24 protein-coding genes are annotated in these 23,132 nt (G+C 71.2%); 12 read left to right on the top strand and 12 right to left on the bottom strand.

The window, feature by feature from the left end:
- Window positions 1-7 precede the first annotated feature (7 nt).
- Genes purE through manA form a run of 3 tightly spaced genes read left to right on the top strand, consistent with a single transcriptional unit; the run spans window position 8 to window position 3,481 of the window.
- Window positions 8-511: a 5-(carboxyamino)imidazole ribonucleotide mutase gene (purE, locus tag AC4D2O_RS05675; protein ID WP_490905866.1), complete on the top strand. Its 504-nt coding sequence runs from the start codon at window positions 8-10 to the stop codon at window positions 509-511.
- Entirely contained in the window at window positions 508-2,088 is a 1,581-nt protein-coding gene (locus AC4D2O_RS05670; RefSeq protein ID WP_490905656.1) for an LCP family glycopolymer transferase, read from the top strand. Before purE ends, AC4D2O_RS05670 begins: the two co-directional genes overlap by 4 nt.
- 43 nt (window positions 2,089-2,131) lie before the next feature.
- Window positions 2,132-3,481: a mannose-6-phosphate isomerase, class I gene (gene manA, locus AC4D2O_RS05665; RefSeq protein WP_490905655.1), complete on the top strand. Its 1,350-nt coding sequence runs from the start codon at window positions 2,132-2,134 to the stop codon at window positions 3,479-3,481.
- Window positions 3,482-3,490: 9 nt separating this feature from the next.
- On the opposite strand, the gene AC4D2O_RS05660 is transcribed toward manA, so the two are convergent.
- Window positions 3,491-4,525 carry a lipid II:glycine glycyltransferase FemX gene (locus AC4D2O_RS05660; RefSeq protein WP_490905654.1) on the bottom strand — a complete coding sequence of 345 codons (1,035 nt, stop codon included), beginning with the start codon at window positions 4,523-4,525 and terminating at the stop codon, window positions 3,491-3,493.
- Window positions 4,526-4,551: 26 nt separating this feature from the next.
- Window positions 4,552-5,604 (bottom strand): class II fructose-bisphosphatase, encoded by a 1,053-nt coding sequence (gene glpX, locus AC4D2O_RS05655; protein WP_490905653.1) that lies wholly within the window; start codon window positions 5,602-5,604, stop codon window positions 4,552-4,554.
- A 153-nt stretch (window positions 5,605-5,757) separates the two neighbouring features.
- Here glpX and AC4D2O_RS05650 point away from each other — a divergent pair, with 153 nt between their 5' ends.
- The 5 genes from AC4D2O_RS05650 to AC4D2O_RS05630 all read left to right on the top strand — a co-directional run bounded on the left by AC4D2O_RS05650 (window position 5,758) and on the right by AC4D2O_RS05630 (window position 11,044).
- Window positions 5,758-6,423, top strand: a complete 666-nt coding sequence (locus tag AC4D2O_RS05650) for a DUF4245 domain-containing protein (RefSeq protein ID WP_490905652.1) — start codon at window positions 5,758-5,760, stop codon at window positions 6,421-6,423.
- 77 nt (window positions 6,424-6,500) lie between these two features.
- Complete coding sequence (locus tag AC4D2O_RS05645; RefSeq protein ID WP_490905650.1) at window positions 6,501-7,121, top strand: carbonic anhydrase; 621 nt, start codon at window positions 6,501-6,503, stop codon at window positions 7,119-7,121.
- Window positions 7,122-7,137: 16 nt separating this feature from the next.
- Window positions 7,138-8,568, top strand: a complete 1,431-nt coding sequence (locus tag AC4D2O_RS05640) for a class II fumarate hydratase (RefSeq protein ID WP_490905647.1) — start codon at window positions 7,138-7,140, stop codon at window positions 8,566-8,568.
- Window positions 8,569-8,666: 98 nt separating this feature from the next.
- Window positions 8,667-9,347 (top strand): TetR/AcrR family transcriptional regulator, encoded by a 681-nt coding sequence (locus AC4D2O_RS05635; protein WP_490905645.1) that lies wholly within the window; start codon window positions 8,667-8,669, stop codon window positions 9,345-9,347.
- On the top strand, window positions 9,344-11,044 hold the full coding sequence (locus tag AC4D2O_RS05630) for an MDR family MFS transporter (RefSeq protein WP_490905644.1): 1,701 nt from the start codon (window positions 9,344-9,346) through the stop codon (window positions 11,042-11,044). Before AC4D2O_RS05635 ends, AC4D2O_RS05630 begins: the two co-directional genes overlap by 4 nt.
- Window positions 11,045-11,103: 59 nt before the next feature.
- Here AC4D2O_RS05630 and AC4D2O_RS05625 read toward each other — a convergent pair whose 3' ends face one another.
- On the bottom strand, window positions 11,104-11,574 hold the full coding sequence (locus tag AC4D2O_RS05625; protein ID WP_490905643.1) for an NUDIX hydrolase: 471 nt from the start codon (window positions 11,572-11,574) through the stop codon (window positions 11,104-11,106).
- A 5-nt stretch (window positions 11,575-11,579) separates the two neighbouring features.
- Window positions 11,580-12,086 carry a prepilin peptidase gene (locus AC4D2O_RS05620; RefSeq protein ID WP_490905642.1) on the bottom strand — a complete coding sequence of 169 codons (507 nt, stop codon included), beginning with the start codon at window positions 12,084-12,086 and terminating at the stop codon, window positions 11,580-11,582.
- A gap of 59 nt (window positions 12,087-12,145) precedes the next feature.
- On the opposite strand from AC4D2O_RS05620, the gene AC4D2O_RS05615 reads away from it, so the two are divergent.
- A complete protein-coding gene (locus tag AC4D2O_RS05615; RefSeq protein ID WP_490905640.1) occupies window positions 12,146-12,910 on the top strand; it encodes a hypothetical protein in 765 nt (254 codons plus the stop codon).
- 9 nt (window positions 12,911-12,919) lie between these two features.
- On the opposite strand, the gene phoH2 is transcribed toward AC4D2O_RS05615, so the two are convergent.
- A complete protein-coding gene (gene phoH2, locus AC4D2O_RS05610) occupies window positions 12,920-14,248 on the bottom strand; it encodes an RNA 5'-3' helicase PhoH2 (RefSeq protein WP_490905638.1) in 1,329 nt (442 codons plus the stop codon).
- 240 nt (window positions 14,249-14,488) lie between these two features.
- The gene (locus AC4D2O_RS05605) at window positions 14,489-15,250 is read right to left on the bottom strand and encodes an isoprenyl transferase (protein ID WP_490905864.1); all 762 of its coding nucleotides are present in this window, start codon (window positions 15,248-15,250) and stop codon (window positions 14,489-14,491) included.
- Window positions 15,251-15,460: 210 nt separating this feature from the next.
- On the opposite strand from AC4D2O_RS05605, the gene trhA reads away from it, so the two are divergent.
- Entirely contained in the window at window positions 15,461-16,213 is a 753-nt protein-coding gene (gene trhA / locus AC4D2O_RS05600; RefSeq protein ID WP_490905637.1) for a PAQR family membrane homeostasis protein TrhA, read from the top strand.
- A 40-nt stretch (window positions 16,214-16,253) separates the two neighbouring features.
- Here trhA and AC4D2O_RS05595 read toward each other — a convergent pair whose 3' ends face one another.
- Together AC4D2O_RS05595 and mca are read right to left on the bottom strand one after the other, a co-directional pair.
- Window positions 16,254-16,592, bottom strand: coding sequence for a hypothetical protein (locus AC4D2O_RS05595; protein WP_490905636.1), 339 nt, complete (start codon window positions 16,590-16,592; stop codon window positions 16,254-16,256).
- An 83-nt stretch (window positions 16,593-16,675) separates the two neighbouring features.
- Window positions 16,676-17,599: a mycothiol conjugate amidase Mca gene (gene mca / locus AC4D2O_RS05590; RefSeq protein WP_490905635.1), complete on the bottom strand. Its 924-nt coding sequence runs from the start codon at window positions 17,597-17,599 to the stop codon at window positions 16,676-16,678.
- A gap of 69 nt (window positions 17,600-17,668) precedes the next feature.
- Here mca and AC4D2O_RS05585 point away from each other — a divergent pair, with 69 nt between their 5' ends.
- Both AC4D2O_RS05585 and greA read left to right on the top strand, forming a co-directional pair.
- The gene (locus tag AC4D2O_RS05585) at window positions 17,669-18,100 is read left to right on the top strand and encodes a DUF4307 domain-containing protein (RefSeq protein WP_490905634.1); all 432 of its coding nucleotides are present in this window, start codon (window positions 17,669-17,671) and stop codon (window positions 18,098-18,100) included.
- Between the two features lie 202 nt (window positions 18,101-18,302).
- Window positions 18,303-18,794 carry a transcription elongation factor GreA gene (greA, locus tag AC4D2O_RS05580; RefSeq protein ID WP_490905633.1) on the top strand — a complete coding sequence of 164 codons (492 nt, stop codon included), beginning with the start codon at window positions 18,303-18,305 and terminating at the stop codon, window positions 18,792-18,794.
- 41 nt (window positions 18,795-18,835) lie between these two features.
- On the opposite strand, the gene AC4D2O_RS05575 is transcribed toward greA, so the two are convergent.
- The 4 genes from AC4D2O_RS05575 to AC4D2O_RS05560 all read right to left on the bottom strand — a co-directional run bounded on the left by AC4D2O_RS05575 (window position 18,836) and on the right by AC4D2O_RS05560 (window position 23,051).
- On the bottom strand, window positions 18,836-19,429 hold the full coding sequence (locus AC4D2O_RS05575; protein ID WP_490905632.1) for a rhomboid family intramembrane serine protease: 594 nt from the start codon (window positions 19,427-19,429) through the stop codon (window positions 18,836-18,838).
- A 7-nt stretch (window positions 19,430-19,436) separates the two neighbouring features.
- Window positions 19,437-20,690 carry a threonine ammonia-lyase gene (ilvA, locus tag AC4D2O_RS05570; RefSeq protein ID WP_490905862.1) on the bottom strand — a complete coding sequence of 418 codons (1,254 nt, stop codon included), beginning with the start codon at window positions 20,688-20,690 and terminating at the stop codon, window positions 19,437-19,439.
- A 68-nt stretch (window positions 20,691-20,758) separates the two neighbouring features.
- Window positions 20,759-22,102 (bottom strand): AI-2E family transporter, encoded by a 1,344-nt coding sequence (locus tag AC4D2O_RS05565; RefSeq protein WP_490905630.1) that lies wholly within the window; start codon window positions 22,100-22,102, stop codon window positions 20,759-20,761.
- A gap of 34 nt (window positions 22,103-22,136) precedes the next feature.
- Window positions 22,137-23,051, bottom strand: a complete 915-nt coding sequence (locus tag AC4D2O_RS05560) for an aldose 1-epimerase family protein (protein ID WP_490905629.1) — start codon at window positions 23,049-23,051, stop codon at window positions 22,137-22,139.
- Window positions 23,052-23,132 lie beyond the last annotated feature (81 nt).

Genomic DNA, 23,132 nt, shown 5'->3' with positions numbered 1-23,132 from the left:
CCTCGTGATGGGGTCGGACTCGGACTGGCCCGTGATGGAGGCTGCAGCGGCCGCGCTGGCCGAGTTCTCGATCCCCTACGAGGCCGACGTCGTCTCCGCCCACCGCATGCCCGACGCCATGATCGAGTACGGGCGGACGGCCGCCGACCGTGGCCTGCGTGTTCTCATCGCCGGTGCCGGCGGTGCGGCGCACCTCCCGGGGATGCTCGCCTCCGTGACGCCGCTACCCGTGATCGGCGTCCCCGTGCCCCTGCGCTATCTCGACGGCATGGACTCCCTGCTGTCGATCGTCCAGATGCCCGCCGGCGTGCCCGTCGCCACGGTGTCGATCGGGGGCGCCCGCAACGCCGGGCTGCTCGCCGTCCGCATCCTGGCCGCCGGGTCCGACGACCAGGCCTCGATGCTCCGCGCGCAGCTCGTCGAATTCGCCGGCGCCCTCCGGGCCACCGCGGAGGAGAAGGGCGCCGCCCTGCGGTCCCGCATCGCAGCCTCCACGGCGGACGACGAGTGATCACCGGCACCCGCGTGATCGGCACGGACTCCACCGGCTCCGCCGGACTCACCAACCCCGTCCGCTACCCGGAGGCGGCGCCGCCCGAGGTCCGCACGAAGCGGGCGTTCGTCCTGCTGGCCCTGACCCTCGTGCTGCCGGGCTCCGCGCAGGTCGTCGCCGGCGACCGGCGGCTCGGCCGACGAGCCCTCAAGACCACGTTCACGTGCTGGGCGCTGATCGTGCTCGGGCTCGTGCTCGCCCTCACCGATCGCACCCTCGCGGTGGGCCTCGTCACCCACCGCTGGTGGTCCCTCGCGTTGATCGTCGTGCTCCTCGGCATCGCCATCGGCTGGGCGCTGCTGTTCGTCAACACGCTGCGGCTCATCCGGATGCCCCTGCTCGAGCGCCGCGTCCGGCCCCTCGTGGCCGGCGCCCTGGCGCTCCTCATGGTCCTCACCAGCGGATCGCTCGCCTACGGCGCCTACGTGCTCGGCGTCGGCCGGTCGACGGTGGGCTCGATCTTCCAGTCCGGCCCGGCCTTCGACCCCGTGGACGGCCGGTACAACTTCCTGCTCATGGGCGGCGATGCGGGCGAGGACCGCACGGGCCGGCGCCCGGACAGCATCTCCGTGATCAGCGTGGACGCCGAGACCGGCGCGACCGTGACGTTCAGCATCCCCCGCAACTTCCAGAACGCCCGGTTCTCCGAGGACTCCCCGCTCTGGGAGGTCTACCCCGACGGCTACAACTGCGGCGACCCCTGCATCATCAACAGCCTCTACACCGACGTCACGCAGAGCTACCCGGACCTGTACCCGGGGGCCGCGGACCCAGGAGCCGAGGCCATGATGGACGCCGCGAGCGGCGTGCTCGGGATCGAGGTGCAGTCCTACCTCCTCGTCGACATGAACGGTTTCGAGCAGCTCGTGGACGCCATGGGCGGCATCAGGATCGACGCCGGCGGCTGGGTGCCGATCACCGCCGCCGAGATCCCCGGCACCGACCCCATCCGCCATTACCCGCCCGACGGCTGGATCAAGCCGGGCGTGCAGACGCTCGACGGGTACCACGCCCTCTGGTACGCGAGGTCGCGGGAGTTCGTGACGGACTACGACCGCATCTCCCGCCAGCAGTGCGTCCAGCAGGCCATGATCGCGCAGCTCGACCCCGCCACCGTGCTCACCCGCTTTCAGTCGATCGCCGCCGCGGGCACGCAGATCGTCGAGACGGACATCCCCCAGGACCAGCTGGCCAGCTTCGTGGACCTCGGCCTCAAGGCCCAGGGACAGGAGACCCGCCGCCTGATCATCGGCCCTCCGGACTTCGGCACCCCCGCGGACAACTTCGTGACCTACCCGGACTTCGACCTCATCCACGAGCGCGTGCAGGGCATGTTCGCTGAAGGTACGGCCGACCCCGCGGCCGACGCCCCGCTGCAGCTCGAACGCGCGGGCGTCGTGGTCCCGGCGCAGGTCCCGGCGCAGGCGACGGACGACGGCATCACCGAGGAGTACCTGCAGGAGCTCGCCACCATCGGCGACGACGCGACCCTAGGCGACCTGCTGGCCGACAACGGGCAGTGCTCCCCCGCCTGACCCGCTGCCCGCACCACCCCGACCAGCCGAAGGACCGACCACGATGTACCTCCTCGACAACACCCTCCGCCCCTACGCGTGGGGATCGGAACGCGCCATCGCCGACCTGCTCGGCCGGGAGCCCTCCGGCGGCCCGGAGGCCGAACTGTGGATCGGGGCCCACCCCGACTCGCCGTCGCACGTGGTCCACCCCGACGGCGCCCGGGACAGCCTGCACGAGCTGATCGAGCGGGACCCCTCGGGGCTGCTCGGCGAGTCGGTGGCCGGGCGGTTCGGGAACCGCCTGCCGTTCCTGCTAAAGGTGCTCGCAGCCGGCTCCGCGCTGTCCCTGCAGGTGCACCCGAGCCTGGAGCAGGCGGCCGCGGGGTTCGACGCCGAGGAGGCCGCAGGTGTGCCCCGCGACGCGGCGCACCGCAACTACCGGGACCGGAACCACAAGCCCGAGATGATCTACGCCCTGACGCCGTTCGAGGCCCTCTGCGGGTTCCGGCCCCTGCCCGAGGCCGCCGGGGTGTTCACGGTGCTCGCCGCCGCCGTTCCGCCCGGCTCCCCGGCCCATGCCCTGCTCGAGGACGTCGCAGCGCACCTCGCCTCGGGGGACGACACGGCCCTGCGATCGTCCTTCACGCTGCTGCTCGAGGCCCCGCGCGGGGTCGTCGACGAGGTCGAGGCCGCAGCGCGCCGGGACGGGACGGGATCCGGAGACTCCGTCGCCGGCGACCTCGCCACCATCGCCGAGCTCTCGGGCCAGTACCCGGGCGATCCCGGCGTCCTCGTGGCCCTGCTGCTCAACCGTGTGTCGCTGCGCCCCGGGGAGGCCCTGTACCTGCCGGCCGGGAACATCCACGCGTACCTGAGCGGGCTCGGCATCGAGGTCATGGCATCCTCGGACAACGTCCTGCGGGGAGGCCTCACGCCCAAGCACGTGGACACCGGGGAGCTGCTCGCCACCGTGGTCTTCGAGCCGCTCGCTCCCCCGGCGCTGACGCCCGACACCACGCTCCTCGACCAGGAGCTCTACCGGCCGCCGTTCGACGAGTTCCAGCTCCAGCGGATCGAGCTCTCGGACCCCGCGGCGGGTCCCGCGGGCGAGCCGGGCGAGAGCGCCGGCGGGGACGACGATCCGCGCGGACCCCTCCCTGCGGGCGAGAGTCTCACACCCGCGCACGTCCCCGTGGTGCAGAACGGGCCCGTTGTGGTCCTGGCCGTCAGCGGACCGATCCTGCTCGACACCCCGAACTCCACGCTCATGGTGCCGCGGGGCGGCAGCGCCTTCGTGGGCGCGTCGGAGGCACCGCTCGTCGTCCGCCCGGCAGCCAACGGGCACGGGGCGACGGACGGCCCCGTGCTGGCGTTCGCCGTCACGGTCGGCGGCGCGATGCCGTCGCTGTAGGAACCGCCGCTAGCCGCGCACCCGCCGCACCGCGCCGACCGCGCGGCCGGCCTGCCGGCGCGCGAGCTGCATGCCGCGCTTGGCGAGGGGCAGGGCCCGGCTGAACACCGGGTAGAACGGGGAGAGCGGAAGGTCCCAGCTGCCGGCGAGCTGGTCCTCGTGCTGCGCCCAGCCCATCTTGAACCGGGACACGCCGTCGTTGAGAAGGCCGTTGAAGTCGTAGCGGGTCACGCCGCGCGCCTTCATCTCCCGGATGGCGAACCACTTCAGCGCGTAGTTGGCGCGGAGCCGTTCGCCATCCTCGGTCATGCCGCCGTAGAGCTCGAAGGAGGTCGTGTGCGTCGCGGAGATCCACAGGAACGCGACCACGTCGTCGCCCTGGAACGCCGCGTACACGGGCGAGGCGTCGCCGAGGTTGTCGAAGATGTCGAGGTAGTAGGAGTCCTCGTGGATGCCGAACCCGGCGCGCTCGGCGGTCAGCCGGTAGACGTCGAGGCAGGCCGGGATCTCGCTCCGCAGCACGCGGCGGAGCGAGAGGTCCTCCCGGCCGGACTTCCGGATGTACTGGCGGTGCTTCTTCGTCATGTCGGCGAGCAGCTCATCCTCCGTGCGGCTCAGATCCAGGATGAGGGTCCGCCCGATGAGGATGGTGTTGGTGCTCCGCCTCCAGCCCGCGGCCGGCAGCGCCGTCACGACGTCGTCGGCGGCATCCCAGTCCGGTTCGATCGACAGCGCCACCGAGCCGTGGGCCTCGCGCACGTACCCGGCGATCGCCGCGAGGACCTCGATCTCCCGGCCCTCCGCGGCCTGGGGTCCGCGCGGGATGTACGCGAGGCTCCGCAGCGGCAGCGGGAGGGACCGCACCACGAGCTGGGCTGCGCCCACCACGACGCCGTCCTCGGCGACGAGCACGCGATCGGCGCTCCAGCCGTGCGCCGCCTTCGTCTGCCCCCACCCCCACAGCTGCTGGGGATGCCCGCCCAGCTCATCGACGGTGGTGTCCCACCGGGCGCGGTCGGAACAGGGCGACACGGAAAGACTCATCCGACCAGCCTATAGGGGTGGGCGCCCTAGTCCTTGACGCGGGCGTAGGTCTCCCACTTGTGGGCCTGGTGCTCGCCGTCGACCACGCGGATGGTGCCCGACTTGGAGCGCATGACCATGGACTGGGTGAGGACCTTGTCCTTGCTGTACCGCACGCCGCGCAGCAGGTCGCCGTCGGTGATGCCGGTGGCGGCGAAGTAGCAGTTGTCGCTCGTGACGAGGTCGTCGGTCGAGAGCACGCGGTCGAGGTCGTGGCCGGCGTCGAGGGCCTTCTGCTTCTCCTCGTCGCTCGTGGGCCACAGGCGGCCCTGGATCACGCCGCCGAGGGACTTGATGGCGCAGGCCGCCACGATTCCCTCGGGGGTCCCGCCGATCCCCATGAGGGCGTCGACGTCGGTGCCCTCGCGGGCCGCGGCGATGGCTCCGGCGACGTCGCCGTCCATGATGAACTTGGTGCGCGCCCCGGCGGCGCGGATCTCCTCGACGAGGGGCTTGTGCCGGTCGCGGTCGAGGATCATGACGTTGAGCTGGCTGACCTTCTTGCCGCTGGCCTTCGCGATGAGGTGCAGGTTCTGCTTCACGGGCAGGCGCAGGTCCACCATGTCGGCCGCCTCGGGGCCGGTCACGAGCTTCTCCATGTAGAAGACGGCGGACGGGTCGAACATCGAGCCGCGCTCGGCGACGGCGAGCACCGCGAGCGCGTTGTTGATGCCCAGGGCCGTCAGGCGGGTGCCGTCGATGGGGTCGACGGCGACGTCGCACTCGGGGCCGCTGCCGTCGCCCACGCGTTCCCCGTTGAAGAGCATGGGCGCCTCGTCCTTCTCACCCTCGCCGATCACCACCACGCCGTTGAAGTGGACGGTTTGCAGGAGCGAGCGCATCGCGTCCACGGCGGCGCCGTCGGCCAGGTTCTTGTCGCCGAAGCCCACCCAGTGACCGCCGGCGATCGCCGCGGCCTCCGTGACGCGGACGAGTTCGAGGGCGAGGTTCCGGTCCGGCTCGTCGTCCCCGACGGCGAGCGCCGGTGAGAGGGTGGAGTACTGGGCGTTGCTGGCGTTCTGGGACACGTCGATCCTCATCGTCGAAGGTGGTCGGGTCCCCGCGGGCCCGATGGTGCCGTGCTGCCATCATAGGCGCGCCGCGCGCTGCTGTTCCTGTGATGCTGCCGACGCATCGGCCCGTACGGGCTGCTCCGGTTAGGCGGCACGGGCAGCATCAGCGAAAATGGAGGGGTGAGCGATCAGAGCGACGAGCGGACCCCCGGCCCCGAGGCGGAGCTGGACGACGACGCGCCACCCATCACCCTCACCCCCAACCAGGCCAAGCGCACCAGCGCGACAGCGCGCGGCATGCTGATCGCCACGGGCGCGACGATCGCCGTCGTGCTCCCCGTCTACTTCCTGAACCCCACGTACACGGCGGAGACCTACCGGCGCGACATCGACGTCTCGACCATCGCGCGTCAGGCGGCCGGCGACGCCGGCTACCTCCCCGCCTCACCGGCCCTGCCCGAGGGCTGGTCCTCGAACTACGCGCGCTGGGTGACGGGCCGCAGCGACGGCGTGGACTTCTGGGAGGTCGGGTTCCTGACCTCGGACGCCGGTTTCATCCAGCTCACCCAGACCGACGACGCCAACCCCACCTGGGTGGCCCAGCGCATCGGTGATGCGCAGGTCTCCGGCACCCGCACCATCGGCGGCCTCGAGTGGGAGCTGCTCGATGCGTCGGACGGCGACACCGTGCTCACCGCCGACGTCGACGGCGCCACGGTGATCCTCGACGGGGAGGCGACGCTCTCCGAGTTCGACACCGCGGGGACCGCCGTCGTCGAGGACGTACGGCAGAACGCGGCCGAGGAGGCAGAGCGCCTCGCATCTGCCGGCGCGGACGGCGCCTGAGCTCCACGGCAGGTGCGGCCCGGTCCGGATCCGCCCCGACACGTGCGGACCGGCGCCGGACCAGTACAGTGGGCGGCGTGACCCAGCAACTGACCCCGGCCGACGCGTGGCTCCGCCTCCAGGAGGGCAATGCGAGGTTCGTCGCCTCCGACGTCTCCCACCCCAACCAGGACGCCTCCCGCCGCACCGCCCTCGTGAACGACCAGAACCCGTTCGCCGTCATCTTCGGCTGCTCGGACTCGCGCCTGGCGGCGGAGATCATCTTCGATCTCGGCCTCGGGGACGTCTTCGTGGTGCGGACAGCCGGCCAGGTGATCGACGACGCCGTCCTCGGCTCGCTCGAGTACAGCGTCAGCGTCCTGGGCGTGCCGCTGATCGTGGTGCTCGGCCACGACAGCTGCGGCGCGGTCACGGCGACCATGAACGCCGTCGAGACCGGGGAGATGCCGGTCGGGTTCATCCGCGACCTCGTGGAGCGCATCACACCGTCGGTCCTCACGGCGCGCCGGGCCGGCGTGACCGATGTGAACGCGACCGTCGTCGAGCACACGCGGCAGACGGCGCACCGGCTGGTGGACAGTTCCCGCGTCATCGCGGATGCCGTCGCCGGCGGGGACACCGCCGTCATCGGCGTCTCCTACCGCCTGGACGAGGGCAGGGCCGTCCTCGTGTCGGGATTTGGCACGCCGAAGGACTGAAGGCGAGAATTGCCGCATGACTTCCACGCCTGCAGCCGGCCCTGAGTACCGCATCGAACACGACACCATGGGCGAGGTGCGGGTTCCCGTCGACGCCCTGTACCGTGCGCAGACGCAGCGCGCCGTCGAGAACTTCCCGATCTCCGGCACCACCCTCGAGCGCGCGCACATCGAGGCGCTCGCCCGCATCAAGAAGGCCGCGGCCACCGCCAACGCAGAGCTCGGCGTGCTCGACGCGGAGCGCGCCCGGGCGATCGAGGCGGCGGCCGAGGACGTCGCGTCGGGGCGGTACGACGGCGACTTCCCCGTCGACATCTACCAGACCGGTTCCGGCACGTCCTCGAACATGAACACCAACGAGGTCATCGCCACCCTCGCGAGCAGGGCGCTCGAGGCGGCCGGCAGCACCACCACGGTGCATCCCAACGACCACGTCAACGCGTCGCAGTCCTCCAACGATGTCTTCCCGACCTCCGTCCACGTCGCGGCGACCTCCGCCCTCGTGAAGGACCTCATCCCGTCGCTGGCGCACCTCGCCGAGGCGCTGGAGCGCAAGGCCGAGGAGTTCAGCACGGTGGTGAAGTCCGGCCGGACCCACCTCATGGATGCCACACCGGTGACCCTCGGCCAGGAGTTCGGCGGCTACGCGGCCCAGGTCCGCTACGGGATCGAGCGCATCGAGGCCTCCCTGCCGCGCGTGGCGGAGGTGCCTCTCGGCGGCACCGCCGTCGGGACCGGCATCAACACCCCGGCCGGCTTCTCCGCCCGCGTCATCGAGCTCCTCGCCGAGGACACGGGACTGCCCCTCACGGAGGCGCGGGACCACTTCGAGGCCCAGGCGAACCGCGATTCCCTCGTGGAGGTCTCCGGGATGCTCCGCACCATCGCCGTCTCGCTCACCAAGATCCACAACGACCTGCGCTGGCTCGGCTCCGGCCCCAACACGGGCCTCGGCGAGATCGCGCTCCCCGACCTGCAGCCCGGATCCTCGATCATGCCGGGCAAGGTCAACCCCGTCATCGCAGAGGCCGTCATCATGGTGTGCGCCCAGGTGGTCGGCAACGACGCCACCGTGGCGTGGTCCGGCACCAACGGCGCGTTCGAGCTCAACGTCGGCATCCCCGTGATCGCCCGCAACGTGCTCGAATCCATCCGCCTGCTCAGCAACTCGACGCGCGTATCCGCCGACCGCATGATCGACGGCATCACCGCCAACGTCGAGCGCGCACGCTTCCTCGCCGAGGCCTCCCCGTCGATCGTCACGCCGCTCAACAAGCACATCGGCTACGAGAACGCGGCCAAGATCGCGAAGAAGGCCGTCGCCGAGGGGCTCACGGTGCGTGAAGCCGTGATCGCGCTCGGCTTCGTGGAGCGTGGCGAACTGACCGAGGAGCAGCTGGACTCCGCCCTCGACGTGCTCTCGATGACGCGTCCTCCGAAGGCCTGACACCCGCACCTCCCGCCGTTCCGGAAGGGCGTACCCGTACCGGGTACGCCCTTCTTCCATCCCGAGGGAATTTGCACTCACAACCTCATAGTGCAAATATGTACTCCGTGCAGAACAGTGCAAGAAACGACGACCTGGGGCTGCGGGAGCGCAAGCGCCGCCAGACACGCTCGTCCCTCGTGGCGGCGGCCCGCCGGCTGACGCTCGGGCACGGCATCGGCGGATTCACCGTCGAGCAGCTCTGCGACGAGATCGGCATCTCGCGCCGCACCTTCTTCAACTACTTCCCCTCGAAGGAGGACGCCGTCATCGGCTCCACCGACGAGGAGCTGACGCAGCCGGTTCTCGACGCCTTCGTCCTGTCGGGACGCGCCGATCCACCCACCCCGCTGATCGACGCGCTCACCGACCTCTTCGCGGAGTTCGGCGACCGGCTGGCCATCTCCCGCGAGGAGTACGAGCTGATGTCCGCCGTCCTGCACCGGGAGCCGCAGCTCATGCACCGCCTCTTCGCCCGCGCAGAGGCGAAGTCCCAGCTGCTGGTCGACCTCATCATCGCGAGGGAGGGCCTGCCCGCGGACCATCCTCTGCCCCGCGTGGCCACGTTCGTGCTGGGCGGTCTCGCCCGCCGGTCCCTCGACGAGTTCTTCGCCGACGAGAACGAACTGAGCTACCCCGAGGTCATCCGCCGCAACATCGACGCGCTCCGCCTTCTCTTCCCATCGTCCCCGGGGGTCCCCCGCGACCTCCCCGCATCCCAGAACCAGGAACCGGCATGAGTACAACGACGGCGCCGGAGGGCCCGCTCCTCCTGACGCAGAAGCGCATCTGGATCATCTTCTCGGCACTCATCGCCGGGATGCTGCTCTCCAGCCTCGACCAGACCATCGTCTCGACCGCCATGCCCACCATCGTGGGCCAGCTCGGCGGCGTCGAGCACCAGACGTGGATCACCACGGCATACCTGCTCGCCACCACCATCGTGATGCCGATCTACGGCAAGTTCGGTGACGTGCTCGGGCGCCGCAACCTCTTCCTCTTCGCCATCGCCCTGTTCACCGTCGCGTCCATCGGCTGCGCCTTCGCCACCGACTTCTGGGCCTTCGTGGTGTTCCGTGCCATCCAGGGCTTCGGCGGCGGCGGCCTGATGATCCTGTCCCAGGCGATCATCGCGGACATCGTGCCCGCCAACGAGCGCGGCAAGTACATGGGCCCCCTCGGCGGCATCTTCGGCCTCAGCGCCGTCGCGGGCCCGCTGCTCGGCGGCTACTTCGTGGACCACCTGACCTGGAACTGGGCGTTCTACATCAACATCCCGGTCGGCATCGCGGCGTTCGCCATCGCCTGGTTCACCCTGCGCCTGCCGTCCAAGAAGGCGACCAGGCGCATCGACATCCCCGGCGTCGTCCTGCTGTCGATCGCCACGACGTGCCTCATCTTCTTCACGGACTTCGGCGGTGACGCCGCCGAGGGCTGGACCTCGCCGCTCACCTGGAGCTTCGGCGCCGGCATGGTCCTCGCGGCGGTCGCCTTCATCATGGTGGAGCGCCGGGCGGAGGATCCCATCATCCCGCTCGAGCTCTTCCGCAACCGCACCTTCGTCACCAGCACCGGCATCGGCCTGACGCTCGGCCTCGGCATGTTCGCCGCGCTCGCCTTCATGCCGACCTTCCTCCAGATGGCCTCCGGCACCTCGGCCGCCGTCTCCGGTCTGCTGCTCGTCCCCATGATCGTGGGGCTCATGGGCACGTCGATCTTCTCCGGCATCGCGATCTCCCGCACGGGCCGGTACCGGAAGTACCCGATCATCGGTGTCTCGCTGACGCTGGCCACGCTGCTCTGGATGTCCACGCTCACCGCCGACACCCCCATCTGGGTCATCTGCACCATGCTGTTCTTCTTCGGCGCGGGGCTCGGCCTCATCATGCAGGTCATCGTCCTCGTGGTGCAGAACTCGGTGGCACCGACCATGGTCGGTGTCGCGACGAGCACCAACAACTACTTCCGCGAGGTCGGTGCGTCGCTCGGCGTCGCCGTGTTCGGGGCGATCTTCACCAGCCGCCTCTCCGAGCGGCTGCGGGAGACGTTCGCGGCATCCGGTGCGAGCCCCGAGGCAGCAGGCCAGGCGACCTCGACCCTCGACCCCGCGGCACTGAACGCACTGCCCGACCAGCTGCGGGAGGCCGTCGTGAGTGACTACGCCGAGTCACTGGCTCCCGTGTTCCTCTACCTCGTCCCGTTCCTCGTGATCGCCCTGGTCCTCGCGCTCCTGCTGCGGGAGATCCCGCTGTCCGACACCTCGGGCATGGTGGCGCGTGGCGAGGCGATCGGCGGGGAGGAAGCGGACCGCCTGGAGCGGGAGCAGACCGCAGCGGCGGCCGCTGCACGGCAGTCCGGAGCGGCCGTCGCCGCCGCGCCGTCCGACACCCGGCTCGCGGGGCCGCGCGACGGGTCCTCGGAGCGACCCGGGTCCTGACCTCGGGCACTCCCCGAGCCCGTCACCGGGCCGGCGGCGTCAGCGGCCCGGCAACGGCGTCAGCGTTCGAAGCGGGTCACGCCGTCGGACGTCCCCGCCTGCCGGATCAGCGCGAGGTGCCGTGGCTTGAGGGGCGGCAGCGCGTCCAGCGGGAACCAGCGGACGTCGAGGGACTCGTCGTCGTTGACGCGCGCGGTGCCGCTCACCCACCGGCACCGGAAGTCGAGGGTCAGGAAGGTGCACACGTCGCCGTTGGGGAAGGTCATGGGACCGTCGACGCCGGTGGCGAGCAGGTACTCCACCTCGACGACGACGCCGGTCTCCTCCTCCACCTCCCGGCGCAGCGCGACGGCCGGCTGCTCGCCCGGATCGACGATGCCCGTGATGATGGCCCAGCGGCCGTTGTCCGCGCGCTGCCCGAGGAGCACGCGCCCGTCGTCGTCGAGGACCACGCCCCCGACGCCGGGCAGCCACAGCGGGTCGTGGCCGATCTTCTCGCGCAGCGCGACGACGAACTCGGGTGTAGGCACGCTCTTCAGGCTAGTACAGCGAGCGCCAGGGCCGCCCCGCCGATGAGGAACGGCCCGAACGCCACCGAGGAGGCGGGCGTGGCCCGGCCTGTCAGGACGAGCGCGAGGCTCCACAGGCCGCCGAGCACGACGGCGAGGAAGGGACCCCACCACAGCGCGGCACCTCCCGCGAAGCCCAGGTAGAGCCCCAGGAGTCCCGCGAGCTTGACGTCCCCGAAGCCGAGCCCTCGCCGGGACAGCAGGTGCAGCGCCCCGAACCCCAGCCAGAGCACGGCCCCGCCGGCGAGCATCCCGAGGATCCGGTGCCACTCACCCGCGACCCCGGCCGCGAGCCCGAGCAGGAGCGCGGCCCCCGGGTAGGCGGGCAGGACGATCCGATCGGGCAGCCGGTGCGTGCGCCAGTCGACCACGCCGAGCCACCCGCCCACCGTCACGAAGCCCAGCAGGGCGGCCGCGAGCAGGGCGAAGGCGAGGGGCTCCTGCGCCAGGTAGTCGGCGAGCACGGCGGTCACGCCCCCACGCTACGCCCGTGGCCCTGACCGGCCGACGGGGCGCCGGTTACACTGTGGAAATGTCGGGCCAGCGCAGCACCAGTTCCGCGTCCATACCGGAGGAAACCTTCCGCTCCCTCTGCCGCTCCTCCCCCTGGCGCTGGGAGACCCTGCGCTTCACAATCGCCTGGCGGGCACCGTCCGACCAGGGCCTCGACACCTCCCCGCCCCTGAGCGCCTGGCTCCGCCGCCCGGCCGCGCTGCGCGTCGAGGCCGCGGACGGCACGCTGCTGCACTCCACCACGGGCAACGAACGATCCCGCGACGCGCTGTACGTCAGCGCCACGCGGAAGTCGTGGCTCGTGGCGCCCCGCCTCGTCACGCCCGTGTACGACGGCGCCGGGCTCGTGCGCCGTCGACCCGAGGCCGCCTACGGCGAGGCCGTGTTCGGTGATCCGCGCTGGTCGTCCATGCTGGACCCGGTCGAGCTGGCAGGCAACGCGCCGGTGTCCATGGCCCCGGGCGCGAACCGCGTGGAGCTGGCGGACATCGCGGAGGAGTCGTTCGCGGGCCGCCCGGTCCTCGCCGCCACGGTCACCCCGAACGCCTCCTACGAGCCCGCCGCGCCCGGCCGTCCCCTGATCGGCGAGGGCCGGACGCGCGTACTCGTCGACGTCGGCACGGCGGTCTGCGTGTCCACGACGGCCCTCGACGGCGCCGTCGAAGGGGCCGGTCACGACCTCGCGATCCTCGGCGTGGACGAGTACCTGACCGACGACTATTTCCGTGCCGCTCCCCCGGAGCTCAGCGACGTGAGCCGGCACGTCCCCTGGATCGTGGGGTAGCCGGCACGCCTAGCCGTCCGACCCCTCCAGCAGCTCGGTGACGAGGGCCGCGATCGGCGAGCGCTCCGAACGCGTCAGCGTGACGTGGCCGAACAGCGGATGGCCCTTGAGCGTCTCGACGACGGCCGCGATGCCGTCGTGCCGGCCCACCCGGAGGTTGTCGCGCTGCGCGACGTCGTGCGTGAGGACGATCTTCGAGTTCTGCCCGATGCGGCTCATCACCGTGAGGAGCACGTTCTTCTCGAGCGACTGCGCCTCGTCGACGATCACGAACGAGTCGTGCAGGCTGCGGCCGCGGATGTGCGTCAGCGGCAGCACTTCGAGCATGCCGCGGTCCAGCACCTCCTCGACGACCTCGGGCGAGACGATCGCGCCGAGCGTGTCGAAGACGGCCTGCGCCCACGGATTCATCTTGTCGTTCTCGCTCCCGGGCAGGTAACCGAGCTCCTGCCCGCCCACCGCGTACAGGGGCCGGAACACGACGACCTTGCGGTGCTCGCGCCGCTCCAGGACCGCCTCGAGGCCCGCGCAGAGCGCGAGGGCCGACTTGCCCGTCCCCGCGCGCCCGCCCAGGGAGACGATCCCCACCTCGGGGTCCAGCAGGAGGTCGATCGCCAGGCGCTGTTCCGCGGACCGCCCGTGCAGGCCGAAGACGTCGCGGTCGCCCCGGACCAGGCGGATGTGCTTGTCCGCCCCGACGCGCCCGAGCGCCGAGCCGCGCGGCGAGAGCAGGATGACGCCCGTGTTCACCGGCTGCTCCGCGCCGCCGGGCGTCAGGACGGCCTCGTGGTCGTAGAGGGCGTTGACCTCCTCGACCGTGGCGTCGAGCTCGGCGACGCCCGTCCAGCCGGAGTCCTTCACGAACTCGTTGCGGTACTCGTCGGCCTGCAGACCCATCGCGGACGCCTTCACGCGCATCGGCAGGTCCTTGGACACCACGACCACGTCGCGCCCGGCGACGGCGAGGTTCTTGGCGACGGCGAGGACCCGGGAGTCGTTGTCGCCGCTGCGGAACCCGACCGGCAGTACCTCGGGTGAGACGTGGTTCAGTTCCACGCGCAGCGTCCCGCCCTCGTCCCCGAGCGGGACGTCGGTGTCGAGCCCGCCGTTGTCCACCCGCAGGTCATCCAGCAGCCTCAGGGCCTTCCGCGCGAAGTACCCCAGCTCCGGGTCGTGGCGCTTACCCTCGAGCTCGGTGATGACGACGATGGGGAGGATGACCTCGTGTTCCGCGAACCGCAGGATGGCGCGGGGATCGGACAGGAGCACCGAGGTGTCGATGACGTAGCTGCGCCGCGGATCGACCGCGTCCTGCTCCGGGGTGTTGGTTGTAGCCACATGGACTCCGCTCCGGGGTGGGCACCCCGAATTCGTAGGGGTGGGGTGGGCGTTCCGGCCAGGAGGCCGGGCGGCCTCCCCGACTCGTACGAGATGCCTGGCACCATCGACGTCATCAGCGGCCTTCCGTCGGCGGATCCGATGTCCGTCGATGGGTAGACCCTACGCCGTCGACCCCCGCAGCGCAGCGCCCCCCATCGTGTCGTTCATGAAGCGCCGGTGAACACTCGGGACGGCTGCTCAGGACCCGAAGCGGCGCTGCCTGCGGCCGTAGTCGCGGAGGGCGCGGAGAAAGTCAACGCGCCGAAAATCAGGCCACAGGGCCTCGCAGAAGTAGAACTCGCTGTAGGCGCTCTGCCACATGAGGAACCCGGAGAGCCGCTGCTCCCCCGAGGTGCGGATGACGAGGTCCGGGTCCTGCTGCCCGCGCGTGTAGAGGAAGGAGGAGATGTGCTGGTCCGTCAGTTCCTCGGCGAGGGTCTCGAGGGACATGCCGCGGGCTGCGGCGTCCCGCATCAGTTCCTTGACGGCGTCGACGATCTCGCGCCGCCCCCCGTACCCGACGGCCACGTTCACGTGGAGTCCGTCGATCCGCTCCGTCGACGCCGCGAGGTCCACGAGCTTCCCGGCCAGGTCGTCGGGCAGGAGGTCGAGGGCGCCGACGGGCTGGACCCGCACACGGTTGCTCTCCCCGAGGCGGTCGAGGGTGTTGGCGATGATGTCGAGGAGCTGGTCGATCTCCTCCTGGGGCCGGCCCATGTTGTCCGTGGACAGCATGTAGAGGGTCACCACGTCGACGCCGAGTTCCTCGCACCAGCCGAGGAACTCGTGGATCTTGTCCGCGCCCGCCTGGTGCCCGTGGCTCGTGGGCGCGCCCGCGAGCTTCGCCCACCGCCGGTTGCCGTCCACCATGACGCCGATGTGGTGCGGGATGCGTTCGGGCGCGAGGTTCCGCTGCAGCCTGCGCTCGTAGAAGCTGTAGCCGACTTCAGGGAACTTCAAGCTCACGCCCGGCCGCCCTCCCCTGATTCCCGCTCCGGCCGGGGCCGGAGGCATGCTCGACACGGGGCGCCTGACCCCGGATACCTCCTCCTACCGTACCGGCAGTTGCCCGGCAAAGGCCTGCATGCAGGGCGGGACCGCCTGCGGCGACCATCTCCTCGACAGGCGGCCGGCGGAAGGGCGGGCAGGAGCCTGGGCTAGAATTCCGGCATGACCCCGCGCTATCCGACCCCTGTCCCGGGCCCTTCGGATCCCGCGGCCGGCCGCGACAGCTCGTTCGAGGACGCGGTGTCCTCGGTGGCGGGACCCCTCGCGGATGCGATTGCGGCCAAGCCGCTGTGGCGGGGGTGGATCCACGCGGTCGCGACGCCCCTCGCCGTCGCCGCGGGTGTAGTCCTCGTGGCAGTGGCCCCGACGCCGGGGCTCCGGGTCGCCTCCGCCATCTACGCCCTCACGGGCGTGCTGCTGTTCGGCGTGAGCGCGGTCTACCACCGGGGCAACTGGAGTCCGGGCGTGAAGGTGGTCCTGAAGCGCCTGGACCACACCAACATCATGCTGGTCATCGCCGGGTCCTACACGCCGCTCGCCTGGGCCCTGCTGGACCGGGGCAAGGCGGAGACGCTCCTGTGGATCATCTGGGGAGGCGCCGTCGCCGGCGTGCTCTTCCGGAATCTGTGGGTGCATGCGCCGCGGTGGCTGTACGTGCCCATCTACGTGGCGCTCGGCCTGGGCTCCGTGTTCTACATGCCCGACTTCTTCGCGGCCAATGTGCCCGCCGCGCTGCTGATCTGCGTGGGCGGCGTCCTGTACATCGCCGGCGCCGTGTTCTACGGGATCAAGCGGCCCAACTTCTCACCGCGCGTGTTCGGCTTCCACGAGCTCTTTCACGCGTTCACGGTCGCGGCCTTCGCTGCGCACTTCGTCGCGATCATGCTCGCCGTCCTGCACCCGATCGGGGTCTGACCCGGCCGGGTACCGACCGGGTACGGGACGGACCTCGCGATCAGCGGTTGTCCGGGCCGTGCTTCCCGCCCGGCTGGGGGCGACCGCCGTCGGCCGTGCCGTCCCTGCCGCGGGACAGGCCGGGCCCGTCGTCCTCTCCTGCCGTCGGCGCGCCGTTGGCGGCACGCTGGGCCCGCGCCCGCTCCACCTCGGCGGTGTACCGGACGCGGCGGATGCGCTTGACCATGTCGCGGATCAGGAAGATGACGAGCACGACGACGAAGAGGGTCGCCAGGAAGCCGAGCGTCCCGGGCGTGACCGACGCCGGGTCGAGGCCCGGCTTGAGCGTCGGGTCCCCCGACGGCGTCACGGTCGCAGCCAGGCTGAGGGGAAGGAACACGCAGGCACCACTTTCGAAGCTCGCGGCAGGTCGGGGTTGCCCGCCACCCATAATTCTACGCGGGATAGAAATGCGGCGCGGACCTAGCCGCCCGGCGTGATACCGGCGAAGAAGTCGTCCTCGGGCACGGCGGACTCCACGCGCGAGGTGATGAGGGAGTAGTCCTCCCAGGGCCACACCTCCTGCTGCAGGTCCACCGAGACGGCGAAGAAGAACCCCTCCGGGTCCACCTGCGTGCGGTGCGCGAGCAGCGCGCGCTCGCGGTGCCCGAAGAAGTCGCCGCAGCGGATCTGCGTGGTGGTGGGGTGCGTCGGGGCGGGCGGCTGGTGGCCCTCCGCGTCCGCCTCGAGCCACTGCGCGATGCGCTCCGCGTAGGGCGACTGGAGGCCGGCCTCCTCGAGGGCCGCGTGCAGTGCGCGGAAGCGTTCCGGGTTGAAGGCGCGGTCGTAGTAGAGCTTGGACACGCTCCAGGCCTCGCCCGTGCCCGGGTAGCGCTCCGGGTCGGCCGCCGCCTCGAACGCCTCCACGGCCACACGGTGCGCCATGATGTGGTCCGGGTGGGGGTAGCCGCCGTTCTCGTCGTAACTGAGGATCACGTGCGGGCGGAACTCGCGCACGAGCTTCACGAGGGGTGCGGCCGCACGTTCGAGGGGCTGGAGGGCGAAGCAGCCGAAGGGCAGGTCCGGGAGCGGATCGCCCTCGGGCAGGCCGGAGTCGGTGAAGCCCAGCCACCGCTGCTGCACGCCGAGCTCGGCGACGGCGCGCGCCATCTCGACGCGCCGCAGGCCCGGCAGGTCGCGGCCGGCATGCGCGTCCCCGTCCATGGCCGCGTTGAGGATGTCTCCCCGCTCGCCGCCCGTGCAGGTGGCCACCATGACCTCGGCACCCGCTGCGACGTAGGCGGCCATGGTGGCCGCTCCCTTGCTCGACTCGTCGTCGGGGTGGGCGTGGACCGCGAGGAGGCGGAGGCCCGCACCGGACGCGCGGGGAAGATCCTGGCTTGGCAACACGAGCTCCTGGCTCTGCGGGGACGGACGTCCGCGAGGGGGACGGCCGGCGGACGGTAAAATGGGACGGTGAGCTCCGCCCCTACGCCCTCAAGAGTAGCCAATCGCTACGGCACCCCCAAGCCGGCCAGGCGCATGAGCCGTGTGCGGAGCCTGCTCCTCGCGGCGCTCGTCGTCGCCGTCGCGATGGTGGGCCTGGTGGCCCTGACCTCCGGCAGCCCCGACGTCTCGTCGAAGGACGTGGGGTTCGCCCTGGCGTCGGACGGGCGGGCGAGCGTCGATTTCGAGGTGACGAAGGACCGCTCGGCCACGGCGCAGTGCGCCGTGCAGGTGCTCAGCGAGAACTATGCGGTGGTCGGCTGGAGGGTGGTCACCATCGGGCCCAACAGCGCCGAGGACGGTGTGAACGGCGGTGGGACGACGGCGCACCGCACGGACATCCGGACCGACTCGCCCGGCGTCTCCGGCGGTGTCAACGCCTGCTGGATCGTCGAGGACTGAGCGGTTCCCTCCGGCATCTCTTGGGTTCTGGCCCGCACCCCTCTAGACTGGATGGAAACCTAGCGCCCCGCCTCACCGGCGTACCGGTCTCCCGGTCCCACGAGGCGGGGTGTTTGCTTGCCGCGGACGGTGGCTCCACGACCGTCCGTCCGATCACAAGCCCCTCCGTCCGCGGAGGCGGCCGTACCGAAGGAGTAATCCCGTGTCCACTAACAGCGCCTCCGTCGCCTGGCTCACGCAGGAGTCCTACGATCGACTCAGGAACGAGCTCGAGCACCTCTCCGGTCCCGGTCGCACGGAGATCGTCGCCCGCATCGAGCAGGCCCGCTCGGAGGGTGACCTGAAGGAGAACGGCGGCTACCACGCCGCCAAGGAGGAGCAGGGCAAGGCCGAGGCACGCATCCGGCAGCTCACCCACCTGCTCGAGAACGCGCACGTCGGCGAGGCCGCGGCCGACGACGGCGTCGTCGAACCGGGCAAGATGGTGTCCGCGCGGATCGCCGGTGACGTGGAGAATTTCCTGCTCGGCAGCCGCGAGGTCGCCGGCGACACGGACGTGGACGTCTACAGCGAGAAGTCGCCCCTCGGCGCTGCGATCCAGGGCAAGAAGGCCGGTGACACGGTCACGTACGCCGCCCCCAACGGCAAGCAGATCACCGTCGAGATCCTCTCGGCAACGCCGTACGTCGGCTGACGACGCCCCTCAGCCGGGCCGAGCGGTCCGGCCGTGCACCACTAGACGCCCAAGCGGTCCGTCCCCCCGGGGGCGGGCCGCTTCCGTTTGAGCAGGTAGGCCGCGAGGATCCCGCCGAGCACCCCGAAGAGGTGGGCCTGCCAGGAGATGTTGGAGCCCAGCCGCGGCAGGATGCCCCACAGGATGGACCCGTAGACGAGGAACAGCACCCCGGCGAGGAGGATCTGCTTCCAGTCGCGGTTGTAGAACCCGCGGGTGATCAGGTAGGCGAACAGGCCGAACACGACGCCGGAGGCGCCGATGGTCAGTCCGCCGCCGAACAGCCAGGTACCGAGGCCGGAGGCCAGCCAGCTGATGCCCACGGCGACGGCGAAGCGCCGCGCACCCTCGAGGAAGGCCAGGAACCCGAGCACCAGCAGGGGCAGGGTGTTGCCGGCCAGGTGCTCCACGCCGCCGTGCAGCAGCGGCGCGAACACCACGCCGTCGAGCCCGTCGAGCCGGCGGGGCGCGATCCCGAGGGTCCGGACCAGGAGGTTCCCGAGGAGCAGGTTCAGCACGAACACCGCCCACATCACGGCCACGAGGCCGCCGACGGTGATGAGGCCCGCCTGGGCCCGATGCGCGAGGGGATGCACGGCGTCCTCAGCCCTTGATGACGACGGGCTGGAAGCCCTCGGCGCGCAGGTTGCTGAGGACCTGCTCGCAGTGCTCCTCGCCCTTGGTCTCCATGTTGATGGTGATGGCGACGTCGCCCATGCTGATCGACCCGCCCACGCGCGTGTGGTCGACGCCGGTCACGTTCGCATCCGACTCGGCGATGATGCGCGAGATCGTGGCCAGCGAGCCGGGCCGGTCGTCGAGCAGCATGCGCACCACGAGGTAGCGGCCTGCCGCGGCCAGGCCGCGCTGGATGACCTTCAGCATGAGCATGGGATCGATATTGCCGCCCGAGAGGACGACGACGGTGTTGCCGGGCTGCGCCCCGCCCTCCGTGAGCTTGCCGTCCAGCAGGGCCGCAACGCCCACGGCACCGGCAGGTTCGACCACCATCTTCGACCGTTCCAGCAGGAAGATGAGCGCGCGGGCGAGGGAGTCCTCGCTGACGGTCACGACGTCGTCGACGAGTTCGCGGATGATCGAGAAGGGCAGCTGACCGGGGCGTCCGACGGCGATACCGTCGGCGATGGTCGAGACCTTCGTCAGGGGGACGAGGGCGTCCGCGGCGAGTGACGGCGGGTACGCGGCGGCGTTCTCGGCCTGGACCCCGATGATCCGGATGGTGCGGCCGAGCTCCTTCGCCCGTGCCTTGACCGCGACGGCCACGCCGGCGAGGAGCCCGCCGCCGCCGACGCCCATGAGGATCGTGTCGACGTCGGGCACCTGCTCGAGGATCTCGAGGCCGAGCGTGCCCTGGCCCGCGACCACGTCCACGTTGTCGAACGGGTGGACGAATACGGCGCCGGTCTCGTCGGCGTACTTCCGGGCCTCGGTGAGCGCCTCGTCCACGTTGTGGCCGTGCAGCACCACCTCCGCGCCGTGGCCGCGGGTCGCCGCCAGCTTCGGCAGGGCCACGCCGAGGGGCATGTAGATGCGGGCCGCGATCCCGAGGCGGGCGGCGGCGACGGCGACGCCCTGCGCGTGGTTGCCGGCCGACGCCGCGACCACGCCGCGGGCGCGCTCGGCCTCGCTGAGTTTCGCCATACGGTTGTACGCGCCGCGCACCTTGAAGGACCCGGCTCGCTGGAGGTTCTCGCACTTGAAGGACACGGTCGAACCGGTGAGGCGGCCGAGGGCGCGGGACTGTTCGATCGGCGTGCGGGCGATGACGCCCTCGAGGGTCCGGTGGGCGGCCTCGACGTCGGCCAGGGTCACCGGGAGATCGGCGCCTGCGGGGATGTCGAGCACCGCCGTCGGGCCGGTGCTGTCACTGCCGGTGGTGCGGGTGTTCGTCACGGTCTGCTCGGTCACTGTGAGGTCTCTCTCTGGAGGGCTGGCGCCGCTGCTGCGGCGGGAGGTCCCGGGGTGCTGGCCGGCGGTGCCGGAGCTCCTCGCTCCTCCGCCGGCCCGCTAATGACTCCCCCTCCGGGCCAGCCCTCCCGTGCCACGACCGGATCGTACTCCCAGGCCCGCTGCGCGATGTAGCGCACCGAGGTGTTGAGGACCGCCAGGAGCGGGACGGAGAACAGGGCGCCCGGGATCCCGGCGAGCAGCGTGCCGCCCGCGACCGCGAGGACGACGGCGAGCGGGTGCAGCGCGACGGCAGGGCCCATGATGAGCGGCTGGAGGATGTGCCCCTCCACCTGCTGCACCAGCAGCACGATCGCGAGCATCACCAGGGCGTTGACCCACCCGTTGGCCACGAGGGCCAGCAGCACGGCGACGCAGCCCGTGGCGAGGGCTCCGACGATGGGGATGAAGGACCCGAGGAACACGAGCACGCCGAGCGGCAGGGCCAGCGGCACACCGATGACGGCGGCCCCCACCCCGATGCCCACCGCGTCGACGGCCGCGACGACCATCTGCACCCGCACGTAGCTGGCCATGGACATCCACCCGCGCCGCCCCGCACCGTCGACCGCCGCCCGCGCCCGGCGGGGCGTGAGGCCCACGAGGAAGCGCCAGATCCGGCCGCCGTCGAGCAGGAAGAAGATCAGGGCGAACACCGTCAGGAGCGTGCCCGCGGCCACGTGGCCCGCCGTCGTGCCGAAGGAGAGCGCCCCGCTGAGGATCGAGGCGCTGTTGTTCTGGACGGCGTTGCCGATGTCGGTCAGGTACTGGTCGATCTGCGACGTCGTGAGCTGGAGGGGGCCCTGCGACAGCCAGGCCAGCACCTGCTGGACGCCGTCCTGCGCCTCGCCGCCGAGGCTCGTGATCCCGAGGGCGAGCTGGCGGCCGACGAGGAGCAGCGCGCCCGTGATGAGGCCGAAGAAACCGACGAGCGTGATGGCGACGGCCGCCCCGTTGGGGACCCTGCGTCGTCGGAGGGCGTCCTTCAGCGGCATGAGCAGCGCGGCCACCAGGCCCGCGATCATGAGCGGGATGACGAGGAGCGAGATGCGGCTGAGCAGGTAGACGAGCACACCGCTGACGAGGATGACGAGCGCGAGCCGCCAGGACCAGGACGCGGCGATCCGGAGGGCGACGGGGACGTCCGAGCGGTCGGCGCTCCGGTCGTGGCGCTGGTCCGTGAGCACGGGGTCCCGCGGGTCGGCGGGCTGCCGGGGCAGTGGGTCGGGCAGTGCCGCGGCTCCACGGCTCACCGCACGCTGGAGGGCGCGCTGGGGTTTCGCTCCGGGGAGACGCTGCATGGCCCAATCCTTCCATAGAAGGCCCGGGCGCCCGCTATCCGAGACCCGGCAGTATCCCCCATTTCGCGGAGAAGGACGCACCCGGCTCGAGCCACGCCAGGCCCTCCCCGGAATTGAACGCATTCGCGGGCGCGGTCATCGGCTCGACCGCAACCGCCTTGCTGACGCCGGGGTAGATCGTGCTGATGAACACGTGGGCGTAGGCGAAGGAGGCGTCGGCCCACAGCGTCACGCGCCGCCCGTCCGGGGCGGACAGCACGTGCTCGTGGCGTCCGTCCACGAGCGCGAGGCCCGTGAAGGCGGTATCGAACGCGATGTCCCCGATCCGCTGCCCCTGCCGCAGGTCGTGCTGCCCCGACACGGGTGCCCGCCCGGTCGGGATGGACTGGTCGTCGGCCTCGAACATCTCCTCCGCACGCAGGGTGAGGACGAGCTGCTCGGTGGGGACGCCCGAGATCTTCAGGTAGGGGTGCGCGCCGAGGGCGAAGGGCGCGGGCGCCGCCGAGAGGTTCGAGAGCTCCTGTGTCACCGTCAGCTGCTCCTCCGTAAGCTCGTACGTGGCCCGGTGGATCAGGTGGAAGGGATAGCCGTGCTGCGGGAAGATCTCGGCGTCGAGGACCAGCCGGGCGTCGCCGACCTCCACCGCCTGGTAGCCGGTGTTGCGCAGCAGCCCGTGGATCGCGTTGCCCTTCGACGGCTCCGTGATGTCGAGGCGCTGCTCCTCGCCGTGCAGCGTCCAGCGGCCGTCGGCCACGCGGTTGGGCCAGGGTGCCAGCAGGATGCCGCCGCCACCCGCCGGGATGGCGTCGTCCCCCCAGGTCTCGGTCAGCGCCACCCCGTCGTACCGGTAGGACCTGAGCGCGGCGGCGAGACTCGCGACGACGGCGGTCGCCCGGCCCGCCGTCAGCGTGTAGTTGGTACCGCTGGCCGGTCGGGTTCCCGAAGTCATGGTGCGATGCTACCGCCGCCCTGTCACGCACCGGTTCTCCGCACCCGCGGTGGCACGGACGCCTATGATAGGTTTTGTTCG

Source organism: Arthrobacter sp. TJ-238 (assembly GCF_058269215.1).
Note: the sequence above shows the minus strand (reverse complement) of the source record. Positions and strands in the feature narration are given on the sequence as shown.

Coding starts and splice junctions, on each gene's coding strand:
- manA (WP_490905655.1), top strand. CDS start 2,132: ATGTACCTCCTCGACAACACCCTCCGCCCCTACGCGTGGGGATCGGAA.
- AC4D2O_RS05565 (WP_490905630.1), bottom strand. CDS start 22,102: ATGCAGCGTCTCCCCGGAGCGAAACCCCAGCGCGCCCTCCAGCGTGCG.
- trhA (WP_490905637.1), top strand. CDS start 15,461: ATGACCCCGCGCTATCCGACCCCTGTCCCGGGCCCTTCGGATCCCGCG.
- AC4D2O_RS05615 (WP_490905640.1), top strand. CDS start 12,146: ATGTCGGGCCAGCGCAGCACCAGTTCCGCGTCCATACCGGAGGAAACC.
- glpX (WP_490905653.1), bottom strand. CDS start 5,604: ATGAGGATCGACGTGTCCCAGAACGCCAGCAACGCCCAGTACTCCACC.
- AC4D2O_RS05630 (WP_490905644.1), top strand. CDS start 9,344: ATGAGTACAACGACGGCGCCGGAGGGCCCGCTCCTCCTGACGCAGAAG.
- purE (WP_490905866.1), top strand. CDS start 8: ATGGGGTCGGACTCGGACTGGCCCGTGATGGAGGCTGCAGCGGCCGCG.
- AC4D2O_RS05640 (WP_490905647.1), top strand. CDS start 7,138: ATGACTTCCACGCCTGCAGCCGGCCCTGAGTACCGCATCGAACACGAC.
- AC4D2O_RS05660 (WP_490905654.1), bottom strand. CDS start 4,525: ATGAGTCTTTCCGTGTCGCCCTGTTCCGACCGCGCCCGGTGGGACACC.
- AC4D2O_RS05635 (WP_490905645.1), top strand. CDS start 8,667: ATGTACTCCGTGCAGAACAGTGCAAGAAACGACGACCTGGGGCTGCGG.
- AC4D2O_RS05560 (WP_490905629.1), bottom strand. CDS start 23,051: ATGACTTCGGGAACCCGACCGGCCAGCGGTACCAACTACACGCTGACG.